This window comes from Gryllotalpicola daejeonensis, assembly GCF_039538145.1.
Taxonomy (GTDB): Bacteria; Actinomycetota; Actinomycetes; order Actinomycetales; family Microbacteriaceae; genus Gryllotalpicola; species Gryllotalpicola daejeonensis.
The window spans coordinates 62,141-73,911 of sequence record NZ_BAABBV010000002.1 but is presented as its reverse complement, the minus strand read 5'-3'; the positions used below and the strand labels follow the sequence as shown (position 1 = coordinate 73,911).

The 11,771-nt window shown below is 69.5% G+C and carries 10 protein-coding genes; 9 read left to right on the top strand and 1 reads right to left on the bottom strand.

Annotated features, from left to right (window positions below):
- Window positions 1-13 precede the first annotated feature (13 nt).
- The 6 genes from ABD736_RS13245 to ABD736_RS13220 all read left to right on the top strand — a co-directional run bounded on the left by ABD736_RS13245 (window position 14) and on the right by ABD736_RS13220 (window position 7,757).
- Entirely contained in the window at window positions 14-1,423 is a 1,410-nt protein-coding gene (locus ABD736_RS13245; protein WP_344792335.1) for a serine hydrolase domain-containing protein, read from the top strand.
- A 16-nt stretch (window positions 1,424-1,439) separates the two neighbouring features.
- On the top strand, window positions 1,440-2,858 hold the full coding sequence (locus ABD736_RS13240; RefSeq protein WP_344792334.1) for an aldehyde dehydrogenase family protein: 1,419 nt from the start codon (window positions 1,440-1,442) through the stop codon (window positions 2,856-2,858).
- Between the two features lie 18 nt (window positions 2,859-2,876).
- Entirely contained in the window at window positions 2,877-4,271 is a 1,395-nt protein-coding gene (locus ABD736_RS13235; RefSeq protein ID WP_344792333.1) for an aspartate ammonia-lyase, read from the top strand.
- A 179-nt stretch (window positions 4,272-4,450) separates the two neighbouring features.
- Window positions 4,451-5,836, top strand: a complete 1,386-nt coding sequence (locus ABD736_RS13230; RefSeq protein WP_344792332.1) for an HNH endonuclease signature motif containing protein — start codon at window positions 4,451-4,453, stop codon at window positions 5,834-5,836.
- A 122-nt stretch (window positions 5,837-5,958) separates the two neighbouring features.
- A complete protein-coding gene (locus ABD736_RS13225) occupies window positions 5,959-6,855 on the top strand; it encodes an alpha/beta fold hydrolase (RefSeq protein ID WP_344792331.1) in 897 nt (298 codons plus the stop codon).
- Window positions 6,852-7,757, top strand: coding sequence for an alpha/beta fold hydrolase (locus tag ABD736_RS13220; protein ID WP_344792330.1), 906 nt, complete (start codon window positions 6,852-6,854; stop codon window positions 7,755-7,757). The genes ABD736_RS13225 and ABD736_RS13220 overlap by 4 nt, the downstream gene beginning before the upstream one ends.
- Here the strand turns inward: ABD736_RS13220 and ABD736_RS13215 are convergent.
- Window positions 7,744-8,547: a glycosyltransferase family 2 protein gene (locus ABD736_RS13215; protein ID WP_344792329.1), complete on the bottom strand. Its 804-nt coding sequence runs from the start codon at window positions 8,545-8,547 to the stop codon at window positions 7,744-7,746. The genes ABD736_RS13220 and ABD736_RS13215 overlap by 14 nt on opposite strands.
- A 51-nt stretch (window positions 8,548-8,598) precedes the next feature.
- Here ABD736_RS13215 and ABD736_RS13210 point away from each other — a divergent pair, with 51 nt between their 5' ends.
- From ABD736_RS13210 to ABD736_RS13200, 3 genes are all read left to right on the top strand, one after another.
- Window positions 8,599-9,981 (top strand): FAD-binding oxidoreductase, encoded by a 1,383-nt coding sequence (locus ABD736_RS13210; RefSeq protein WP_344792328.1) that lies wholly within the window; start codon window positions 8,599-8,601, stop codon window positions 9,979-9,981.
- Between the two features lie 7 nt (window positions 9,982-9,988).
- Complete coding sequence (locus ABD736_RS13205) at window positions 9,989-11,161, top strand: PrsW family intramembrane metalloprotease (RefSeq protein ID WP_344792327.1); 1,173 nt, start codon at window positions 9,989-9,991, stop codon at window positions 11,159-11,161.
- A 223-nt stretch (window positions 11,162-11,384) separates the two neighbouring features.
- On the top strand, window positions 11,385-11,759 hold the full coding sequence (locus ABD736_RS13200; protein ID WP_344792326.1) for an FKBP-type peptidyl-prolyl cis-trans isomerase: 375 nt from the start codon (window positions 11,385-11,387) through the stop codon (window positions 11,757-11,759).
- Window positions 11,760-11,771: the final 12 nt, after the last annotated feature.

The window sequence follows — 11,771 nt, the reverse complement described above, 5'->3', positions numbered from 1 at the left end:
TAACGTCGAACCCATGGCGATGGAGCATTCGAGTCCGGCATCCCTTGGCATCGACCCGGCGGCGATCACGGCATTCGCCGACGCGTCAGACACGCGCGGCCTCGGCGTTCACGGCCTGGTGGTGATGCGCCACGGTCGCGTCGCGGCCGAGGGGTGGTGGCACCCGTACCGGCCCGACGAGCCGCACATGATGTTCTCCGTCAGCAAGGCGTTCACCTCGATGGCGGTGGGGCTCGCGATCGACGAGGGCCTGCTCGCGCTCGACGAGCCGACGCACGACATCTTCCCCGAGTTCCGCGAGATCCCCGGGCAGACGGTGCGGCATCTGCTGACGATGACGAGCGGCCACCCCGACGATCTGTGGGGCGTGTTCATGGCGCTGCCCGAGCGTGACTGGGTCGAGCTGTTCTTCGAGTCGCCCGTGACGAGTGCCCCTGGCAGCCACTTCGTCTACAGCACGGCCTGCAGCTACGTGCTCGCCGCGGCAGTGGTGCGCCGCGCGGGCGTGAGCCTGACAGAGTTCCTGGAAGACCGTCTGTTCGTTCCCCTCGAGTGGCCGACTCCGCACTGGGAGCGCGACGCGCGCGGCATCGAGCACGGCGGCACAGGGCTCAAGCTCACGACGAGACAGCTCGCGCAGTTCGGCCAGCTGCTGCTGCAGCGCGGCCGGTGGGACGGCGCGCAGCTCGTGCCGGCCGAGTGGGTGGACCAGGCCAGCGCCAGCCAGACGCGCAACCCGTGGTTCGAGAGCCACGAGTCCCGCCTCGGCTACGGGTTCCAGCTGTGGCGATCGACGCACGGCTTCCGCGCAGACGGCATGTGCGGCCAGTTCGCCGTCGTCATTCCGGAACTCGATCTCGTCGTCGCCACGACGTCGGGGTCCGCCGACGCCAACCGCATTCTCGAGGCGATCTGGACGGAGCTGCTGCCCGGTGTCCAGCCGGGCTACGTGGTCACGGGCGATGCCGACGGCGAGCTGTTCGAGGTGGGGGGCCGGCACGTGCCCCAGCCGAAGATCGAGGCGGCGGATGCCACGGCTGAGCGGTCGCTGACGGGGCGCGTCTTCAGCCTGCCTGCCAACGAGGCCGGCATCGAAAGCCTCTCGCTCGCGTTCGATGACGACACGATCACCTTCCAGTTCGCGAGCGCCGCGGGCGCACAGCAGATCGTCGCGGGCCGCCGCGAGTGGGTTGCGGGGCGCACCTCGTCGCCGCTCGAGTCGCTGACCGACGTGCCGTGCGCGGCGCGCGCGGGGTGGAGCGCGGGCGTCCTCGAACTCCACCTGCAACTCACCGGCACACCGTTCCGGTGGCTGTGGCGGCTCGAGCCGAACAGCCCGGAGGGGCCGCGCCTGACCGCGGCGTTCGTACCGGATCTAGGCCTGCGCTCCCGCCAGGACCTCCTATTGACAACAGGTCAGTAAGGCTAGGCTGGCGCGCATGACGAGCACTTCTGTGGCGCGTGGCGCCGGTCAGGCATCCGTCGCCGATACGGTCGCGCGCCTGCGCGCGAGCTATGAGACGGGCCGCACCAAGCCGCTCGCCTGGCGCCTCGCGCAGCTCAAGGCGCTCGGCGCGCTGCTCACCGAGAACGGCCCGGCGCTCGAGCAGGCGCTCTGGGCCGACCTGCACAAGGCGCCGGCCGAGGCGCAGTACTCAGAGATCGGGTTCACGCTTTCTGAGCTCAACTCGGTGCAGAAGCACCTGCGCCGTTGGTTGCGGCCGACTCGAGTCGCGGCTCCTGCCGCGCTGCTGCCGGCCACCGCGAAGACCGTGCTCGAACCACTCGGCGTCGTCGCCGTGATCGCGCCGTGGAACTACCCCGTGCAGCTGACTCTTGCGCCCGCGATCGGCGCGCTCGCCGCGGGGAACGCGGTAGTGCTGAAGCCGAGCGAGCTCGCCCCGGCGACCGCGCGCGTGCTGGCCGAGCTCGTGCCCCGTTACCTCGACCCCTCGGCCGTGGTCGTCGTCGAGGGCGGGGTGCCGGAGACCACCGAATTGCTCGCGCAGAGGCTCGACCACATCTTCTACACGGGTAACGGCGCGGTGGGCCGCATCGTGCTCGAGGCCGCGGCCAAGAACCTGACGACGGTGACGCTCGAACTGGGCGGAAAGTCGCCCACCTACGTCGATGACACCGTCGATCTGGATGCCGCAGCTGCGCGCATCGCGTGGGGGAGGTTCCTGAACGCCGGTCAGACGTGCATCGCCCCCGACTACGTGCTGGCGACTGCCGCCGTGCAGCGCAAGCTCGGGCCGCTCGTCGCCAAGTGGATCGAGCGCTACTTCGGCGCTGACCCCCAGCGGAGTCCTGACTTCGGGCGCGTGATCAACGATCGGCACTTCTCGCGCCTGACCGGACTGCTCGGCGCAGGCACCGTGGTGACGGGCGGCCAGACGGATGCCTCTGAGCGCTACCTCGCGCCGACGGTGCTCGCCGACGTGCCGCGCGACGCGCCGGTCATGCGCGAGGAGATCTTCGGCCCGATCCTGCCCTTCGTCACGGTCGACGGTCTCGACGACGCAATTCGCTACATCAACGCCAACGACAAGCCGCTCGCGCTGTACGTCTTCAGCGAGGATGCCCGCACGCGCCGTCGGTTCCTCACCGAGACGTCCTCGGGGGCGATCGGGTTCGGCATCCCCCTCGGGCACATCGGCGTGCACGGGCTGCCGTTCGGCGGCGTCGGCCCGAGCGGGTCCGGCGCTTACCACGGCCGGCGTTCGCTCGAGGTGTTCAGCCACGAGAAGGCGGTGCTGACCAAGCCGCTGAAGCCGGACACGATCCAGCTCATCGCCCCGCCGTACACACCGGCACGCGAGCGGCTGATCAGAAAGGTGCTGGGCAAAATCAGCTAGCGGGGGCAGGGTGGTCTGGTGCGTACCGAGACAGACTCGCTGGGCGAGCGCCAGATACCCGACGAGGCATATTGGGGCATTCACACCGCCCGAGCCGTCGACAACTTCCCGATCAGCAAGCGGCAGATCTCGGTCTACCCCGAGCTCGTCGTCGCGTTGGCGTCTGTGAAGCAGGCCGCCGCTCGAGCCAACCTCGAACTGGGCGTACTCGCGCCCGACAAGGCGGCTCTGATCGATGCGGCGTGCGCCGAGGTGATCGGCGGGCGTTTGCACGATCAGTTCATCGTGGGCGTCATCCAGGGCGGGGCGGGCACGTCGACCAACATGAACGCGAACGAGGTCATCGCGAACCGCGCCCTCGAACTCGGAGGCCACGCGAAGGGTGAGTACGCCTTCCTGAGCCCGCTCGATGACGTCAACCGCAGCCAGTCGACCAACGACGTCTACCCGACGGCGATCAAGATCGCGATGATGTATTCCCTCTCGAGCATGCTGGGCGAGATGCGGATGCTGCGCGACGCCTTCGCGGCCAAGGGAGTGGAATTCGCGCACATCCTCAAGATCGGGCGAACGCAGCTGCAGGACGCCGTCCCGCTCACCCTCGGGCAGGAGTTCCACGGCTGGGCCACCACGATGTCGGAGGACATCGACCGCATCACCGACACCCTGCCGCTGCTGTCGGAGATCAACCTCGGCGCGACCGCGATCGGCACGGGCATCAACGCCGACCCGCGGTACGCGGCAGCGGTGCGCCGCCATCTCTCCGAGATCACCGAGCTCGAGCTTACCACCGCGGGCGATCTGATCGAGGCGACGAGCGACACGGGCGTGTTCATGACCTTCTCGTCGGCACTGAAGCGCGCGGCGGTCAAGCTGTCGAAGATCTGCAACGACCTGCGCCTGCTGTCGTCGGGGCCGCAGGCCGGCTTCGGCGAGATCAGTCTGCCGCCGAAGCAGGCCGGCTCGAGCATCATGCCCGGCAAGGTGAACCCGGTCATTCCCGAGGCGGTCAACCAGGTCGCCTTCTCCGTCGTCGGCGCCGACACGACCGTCACGATGGCGGTCGAGGCGGGCCAGCTGCAGCTGAACGCGTTCGAGCCGGTGATTGCGCACTCACTGCTGCAGTCGATCACCTGGATGCGCCAGGCGTTCCTCACCCTGCGCGTGAACTGCGTCGAGGGCATCGTCGCGAACGAGCAGCGGCTCGCGGGCATGGTCGGCTCGAGCGTCAGTGTCGTGACCGCACTGACGCCGTTCATCGGCTACCAGGCATCCGCAGCGCTGGCCAAGACGGCGCTGCTCACGGGCCGCAGCATCGCCGATCTCGTCGTTGAGTCCGGACTCATGACGCGCGAGCAGGTGACTCTCGAGCTGTCGCCCGAGCGGCTGTCGGGTGCGCCAGCCGGCGACTGATGGGTGGCCCGGGGCTGATGCCGGGTGAGGGCGGTGTCGGTGGCTCGATTTAGCGTGATTCTGCGGGCGGATGCCTGGGTGCGCGGGCGTGTGGAGAAGTCGGCGTGCTCGGGTCACATGTGAATAGGTATTCGTAACTGCGTCTTCCAATTCGAAGTTGTGTTCGGTAGACTCGGGGCATGTCGAAGGTCGGGTCTGCCGCGTGCGGGGCGCTTGCGCGCCTGGCGGGCGCGCTGCCTGTTGACCCTGCCGCGTTGACGGATGGGCAGCTGGTACGGCTTGCGGAGGATCTTGCCGCCGTCCGCCGACACCTGGATGCGGTGGAGCTGGCGGTCGCCGGGGAGGTGCAGCATCGCTCGGACCCCGAGGCGCCGGATTCCCTGGCGAGGCGGTTGGGGTTCAAGACCGCCGCCGGGGCTTTGCAGGGGATCACGAAGTCCTCGGGCAAGGAGGCTCAGAAGCTCGTCGCGCAGGCGACGGAGTTGAAGAAGCTTCCCACTGTCGAGGCCGCCGTGTTGGACGGGCGGATCGGGCGGGAGGCGGCCGCGGCGATCACCGGCGAGCTGCAGAAGGCGGCCGGGAAAGACCTCGGCCGCGCGGATGCCGCTGAACTCTCGCTGGTGGAGGCGGAGCTTGTGGAGCTCGCGACCACGGCCGGGGCGGATGAGGTGAAAGCTAAGGCGGCGGAGAAGGCCGCGCTGTTGGACGTTCGGGTCGTCGAAGACCAGGCGGCGAAGGCGATGGCGGAGCGGTTCTTCTGGATCAGCCCCACGGTGGATGGGGTGGCGAAGGTGTCCGGCCTGCTGCCGGCCGGGCACGCCGCCGTCATCCGCGGGGTGCTGGACGCGTTCGTCAACCCGAAAGGGAAGAAGACCGTCACCTTCACCCCGTCCGACGAGCTGACGCCGGGTGATGGGCGGGCACCTGCTGATGGGCGCACGCGCGGGCAGGTGAACGCCGACCTGCTGCGGGACGTGTTCGCCGCCCAGGCCCCCTCCGCCGAGGTGCCGGAGATGGGCGGGGACCACCCCACCGTGTGGATCTCCACCACCGTCAAAGAGCTGCAGTCGGGTGAGGGGTTGGCGTTCTACGCCGGCACCCCCGAACCCGTGCCTGTGGCTGAGGCCGAGCAGGCCGCGTGCGCGGGCGGGATCCAGACGGTGATCTTCGACGAGGACGGGCAGGTGCTGCGGCTCGGCCGCAGCGTGCGCGGGTTCACCCGCCGCCAAAGGCGCGCGATCGCCCTGCGGGACGGCGGCACCTGTCTGATCCCGGGGTGCACGGTGCCCGCGCAGTGGTGCGAGGTGCACCACGTGATCAGCTTCAAGGACGGCGGCAACACCGACCTCGACAACGGCGTCCTGCTGTGCTGGTTCCACCACCACGAAATCGACACCGGACCGTGGCGGATCCGGATCATCACCGGCACCCCCGAAACCCGCTACGCCCACGGCGGGCGGGTCATCGACTGGACACCCGCCGGCAACGGCACAGCCGCCAAACTCAACCAGCACGCCGGAGCACCACCCGGAGCGGCGCCACCCGGAGGACCGGTCGCCAGGTAGTGCGACCCGTCGCACCCCGGCCAGACTTGGCATGGCGGTCGGAATACCCGTGCAACGGGCTCGGTTTCCCCGGTGCGGCACGGTGAACAGGCGGATTCGTGAGGAAGAGCACAATAAGAGCTATGCAGACGGCGGTCGACACGCGGGCTGAAGCGGCCCGGCTCGACGCATCCCTGCAACCCATCGACTGGGCCGAGCCCGACCCGCGTGCTACCGCGTTCCGCTTCGAGGCTCCCAGTGGCATCCTCGCCGCCTGGTCGATCGGCGACCCCGTGAACCCCCGCGTCGTGCTCGTGCCGGGCGCCACCGGTTCTAAAGAGGACTTCCTGCTGCTCGCCCCTCCGCTCGTCGAGGCCGGGTACTTCGTGCAGGCCTACGACCTCGCGGGCCAGTACGAGTCCGCTGCCGCCGGCCCGTCGCGCACGACCGGACGCTGGGACTACGACCTCTACCTCGCCGACTTCATCGCCTTCCTCGAGGCGGGCGGCCCAGCACACGTGCTCGGGTACTCGTTCGCGGGCATCGTCGCGCAGCTCGCCCTGGTCGAACGACCGGAGCTATTCCTGAGCCTCACCCTGCTCACAGCTCCGCCACTGACCGGCAACGTGTTCCGCGGCATCAAGATCATCGGGCCGCTCGCGCGCTTCGCGACCGCGCACCTCGGGGCAGGGTTGATGCTGTGGGGCATCCAGACCAACAAGAATGCCGTCGACGAGCGCCGCCTCGCCTTCGTGCGCGCGCGCCTCGAGGTGACCAGGCGTGAGAGCGTCGACGACATCATCAGCCTCATGATGGCGACGCCGGATGTCACTGCGGCGGTCGCCGCTGCAGGCATCCCGATCCTGGTCGCCACCGGGCAGCACGACCTGTGGCCCGTCCGGCTGCATGCTGAGTACGCGGATAGGATCGGAGCAGAACTCGCTGTCTACCGCACGGGTCACAGCCCGTGCGAGACGACTCCCAACCAACTCGCGCTGGACATGATCACGACATTCCGACGCGCGGAGCAACTCGCATGACGCTTCCCACCACCGCCGAGCACGCCTACGGGCTCGATGAGGCACTGCCGCCGATCGACTGGTCCGTCGCGCCGAAGGGCACCCGGACGTACCGCTTCGAAGCCCCGAGCGGCTCCCTCGCGGCCTGGGATCTCGGCGACCCGGCGAACGAGCGCGTGGTCATGGTGCCCGGCATCACCGGCTCGAAAGAGGACTTCGCGCTCCTCGCGCCGATCCTCGCCGACGAGGGCTACTTCGTGCAGAGCTACGACCTGCCCGGCCAGTACGAGTCGGCAGACGCGGGCCCCGCCGGTGACGACGGCTGGAGCTACGAGCTGTTCGTCAAAGACATGGTCGCGTTCATCGAGGCCGGCACCACGCCGGTGCACCTGCTGGGGTTCTCGTTCGCAGGCATCGTGGCGCAGTTGGTCGCCGTGCAGCGACCCGAGCTCGTCCGCACCCTCACGCTGCTGGCGACGCCGCCGCTGACGGGCCAGGTGTTCCGCGGCATCCGTACCGTCGGCTGGCTCACGCGCCTGCCGTTCTTCACGAAGCACAACTTCGGCGGCGTGATGATCTGGAACGTGCGCACCAACTTCAGCAAGGTCACACCAGAGCGCCTGAAGTTCGCCAATGCGCGGCTCGACCACACCCGGCGCGAAAGCGTCGACGGCATCGTCGGTCTGATGATGACGACGCCGAACCTCTATCAGGAGCTGCGCGACTCGGCCATCCCGAAGCTCGTGGTCGCGGGGGAGCACGACCTGTGGCGCGCCAAGCTGTACCGCCGCTTCGCGAAGCGCATCGGCGCATCGGTGGCGGTCTATGCCACGGGGCACAGCCCGTGCGAGACGACACCGCACCAGCTCGCGCTCGACATGGTGCAACTGTTCCGCACCAGCGAGAAGCTCAGCGCGCGCTGAGCTCGTCCGGCCGCTGCGCGGCCGTGTCGGGGTCTGTGGCCTCCGCGGGCGTGACGGCGCGCGACACCCAATTGCGACGAGCCGCGCGGCGAGCCCAGGGGGATGCCTCGGGCCAGTGCGCCGCGAAGGTGCGGTACGCCCAGCCGAGCCGCCGACCGAGGCCGCCCCAGCTCTCCAGCGGCCGGGCCGAGACGCCGACGCGCAGCGTCTCGTCGTAGCGCACGACGACGTCGAGCGGCAGGTGCAGCGCGAGGTCGAGGTCGTCGTGCAGGCGCGGGTCATCACGGTGCACGAGCCCGCGCACCTCGTTCCACACCGAGGCCCGCATGACGAAGTTCGACCCGAAGATCGGCGGGCCGCCGAGCCAGGGGCCGACGATGTGGAAGTACGCGGGAATGTAGAGATGCTCGCCGAGCCAGTTGGCCCACCGGTGCGGTCCGTAGAACGAGCCAGGGCCCGTGAGAACTCCGACCGCGGGAGACGCATCGAGCTCGGCGACGACGCGCGCAGCCCAATCCGCCGGGGGGCGCGAGTCGGCGTCGATGCGCGCGATGAGATCGGTGTGCACGGCGTCGTACCCCGTCGCAGACGCCGACATGATTCCGCGCTGCGGCTGGAACAGGACGCGGGCGCCGCCCCTGCGGGCGACCTCGGCCGTGGCATCCGTACTGCCGTTGTCGACGACCACGATGTCATCCACCGGCCGCGTCTGCGCAGCCAGCGCCTCGAGCGCGTGCTGCAGCATCTCGGCGTCGTTCAGTGCGGGGATCACGACAGCGAGTGAGCTCACGTGACGTTCTCCTCTCCGCCCACCATCGTATGTCGGCAATAACATCGGGACATGGATCTCGTGGCCCGACTGACCTCCGAGCTGGGCGACGCGGTGACCGTCGCCCCTGAGCGGCTCGCGACGGTACGCACCGACAAATCAGGCTTCCTGGCCTCCGGCACTCCGCTCGCGCTCGTCGAGGCGACCAGTGTCGAGCAGGTGCAGGCGACGCTGCGGCTCGCCAGCGAGGCAGGCGTCGGGGTGGTGCCCCGCGGCGCGGGCACGGGTCTCGCCGCGGGCGCCGTCGGCGGCGCGGGCGTCATCGTCCTCTCGGTCGTCAAGATGAACCGCATTCTCGAGATCGACCCGGCGAACGAGCTCGCGGTCGTCGAACCCGGTGTGATCAACGCGGATCTCGACGCGGCACTCGCGCCCTACGGTCTCTGGTACGCCCCCGACCCCGCCAGCAAGGCGATCTCGTCGATCGGCGGCAACATCGCCACGAACGCGGGCGGCCTGCTGTGCGCCAAGTACGGCGTGACGCGCGAGGCGGTGCTCGGCCTCAAGGTGGTGCTCGCCGACGGGCGGCTGATCCAGACCGGCCACCGCACGGTCAAGGGCGTCACCGGCTACGACCTGACCGCGCTGTTCGTGGGCTCCGAGGGCACCCTCGGCGTCGTCGTCGAGGCGACGGTGCGGGTGCTTCCGCGTCCGACGGGTGACGTCGTCACCCTCGGCGCGTTCTTCCCGCAGGTGCGGCAGGCGGCCACTGCGGCGACCGCGATCGTCGGCGCCCGGTTGCGCCCCGCGGTGATGGAGCTCGTCGACAGCCAGGCGCTCGACGCCGTGCGCGAGTACCTGGGTGACGCGGTCATCCGCGACGCGATGGGCCCGGCGACGGGCGACGGATTCCTGCTCGTGCAGTTCGACGCGTCCCCCGCGCCGGACACGGTGCTGAGGGCCGTCGAGCTCATCGAGCAGGCGGGCGGGCAGGCGCGCGTGTCGACGGATGCCGCCACGGGGGAGCAGCTGCTCAGCATCCGCCGTGCCTTCCACCCCGCGCTCGCCTCCCGTGGCGAGGTGCTCATCGAGGACGTCTCGGTGCCGCGCACGCGGCTCGCCGACGCCTTCGACGTCATCGCGGAGATCTCGCGCGAGTTCGACGTGCGCATCCCGACCGTGGCGCACGCGGGCGACGGCAACCTGCACCCCAACTTCGTCGTCGAGGGCGGGGTGCTCACCCCGAAGGTGCGCGCCGCCTCTGACGCGCTGTTCCGCGCCGCGCTCGAGCTCGGCGGCACCCTGACGGGCGAGCACGGCGTCGGCATCCTCAAGCGCCACCACCTCATCGACGAGCTCGGGCCCGACTCGTATGCTCTTCAGCGCCAGGTGAAGGCCGTCTTCGACCCGCGGGGCATCCTGAACCCGGGCAAGGTGTTCGAGATCACCGAGTGAGACTGCGATGAACGCGACCGATCCGTACGCTCCGCCCACCTCCGATACGGGCGCCATCACGCCGGTCCTGCCCGCATTCTCCGGCCGCCCGCGCAACGTGACGATGAACGCCGCCATCGTCGTCGGCATCATCGTGTGCGCGATCGCCGTGATGTGGGTCGTCTCGTATCTCGTGAGTGTGCTCGGCATCGGCGGGGTCGTGCTCAACGGCCTGATCGCCCTCGTACCGCTGGTCGCGGTGCTCGCCGTCGTCCGGTGGGTCGACCGGTGGGAGCCCGAGCCGTTCCTCGCCCGGGTGTTCGCCTTCATGTGGGGTGCGGGCGTCTCGATTCTCACGGCGCTCGTGGTCGACGAGACCCTCAACCTCTACAGCCACCACCTCGGCGTCACCCGCAGCCAGTTCTTCATGATCACGGTGCAATCACCCGTCGTCGAGGAGGTCGCGAAGGGCGTCGGTGTGCTGCTGATCTTCCTGATCGCCCGACGCACCTTCGACGGTCCGGTCGACGGTGTCGTCTACGCCGCGACGATCGCCGCCGGCTTCGCCTTCGTCGAGAACATCCAGTACTTCGGGCTGGCGTTGCGCGACGGCGGTGACACCGACCTCGCCTACACGTTCTATGTGCGCGGCATCCTCTCGCCCTTCGCCCACCTCACCTTCACCTCGTGCACCGGCATCGCCCTCGGCTATGCGGGCCGCGGCCCTGCTCGCGTCGGGCGCACCATCGGCCTGTTCCTGGCGGGCCTCGCGCTCGCGATCGTGCTGCACGCCGGCTTCAACCTCGGCTCGGCGCTCAGCGAGAACGGCGCGTTCTTCTTCTATCTGATCGTCGAACTGCCGATCTTCGCCCTCGTGGCGATCTTCGTGCTGATCGCCAGGCGGCGTGACGCGCAGCTGACCTATCAGGCGCTGACGCTGTATGCGCGGGCCGGCTGGTTCACCGCGGCCGAGGTCGATCTGCTCGGCACGAGCGGGGGCCGTCGTCAGGCGCGGCTATGGGCGCGCACTCACGGCGTCCGCGTGCGGCAGGCGATGCGGCGCTTCATCCGCGATGCGACAGAGCTCGCGTACACGCGGCAGCGCATCCAGAGCGATCACGGGCGGGCGCGGGCGCAGCGCGACGAGCTGCGGCTGCTGCACGCCGTCACCGAGGATCGCCAGCGCGTTCTCACGGGCTGACCGGCGGGCGAGCGGATGCCCGGGCCGCACGACTGCGTCAGAGACGGACTCAGCGTTTCGCGCACATGAAAACTCGCCGACCCTGGTGCGGCTGAGCCTGCAGCCGAGCGGTCGACGAGTTCCTTCCTCAAGTGTCGCGCCGTCGTGGCGAACAGGCAAGAGCGGGCTGTGGATCCACTGACCGCTTTGCGCGCGCAGCGCCCGAACCGGTTTGATTGACGGCATGGCAGATACCGAAAAGACCAAGCCCGAGATCGAGGCGCCCGAGGGCCCGGCTCCGACCGAGCTCGAGATCGTCGACCTCGAGGTCGGCACCGGGGCAGAGGCCGTGCCCGGCGCCACGGTCGACGTGCACTACGTCGGCGTTGGCTTCGACAGCGGCGAGGAGTTCGACTCGTCGTGGAGCCGCGGCCAGTCCATCCAGTTCCCGCTGCGCGGACTGATCGCCGGCTGGCAGGAAGGCATCCCCGGCATGAAGGTCGGCGGTCGCCGCAAGCTCACGATCCCGCCGCACCTCGCGTACGGACCCGCCGGCAGCGGCCACCCGCTCGGCGGCCAGACCCTGATCTTCGTGATCGACCTGCTGGGCGTTCAGTAATCCAGCGGTCAT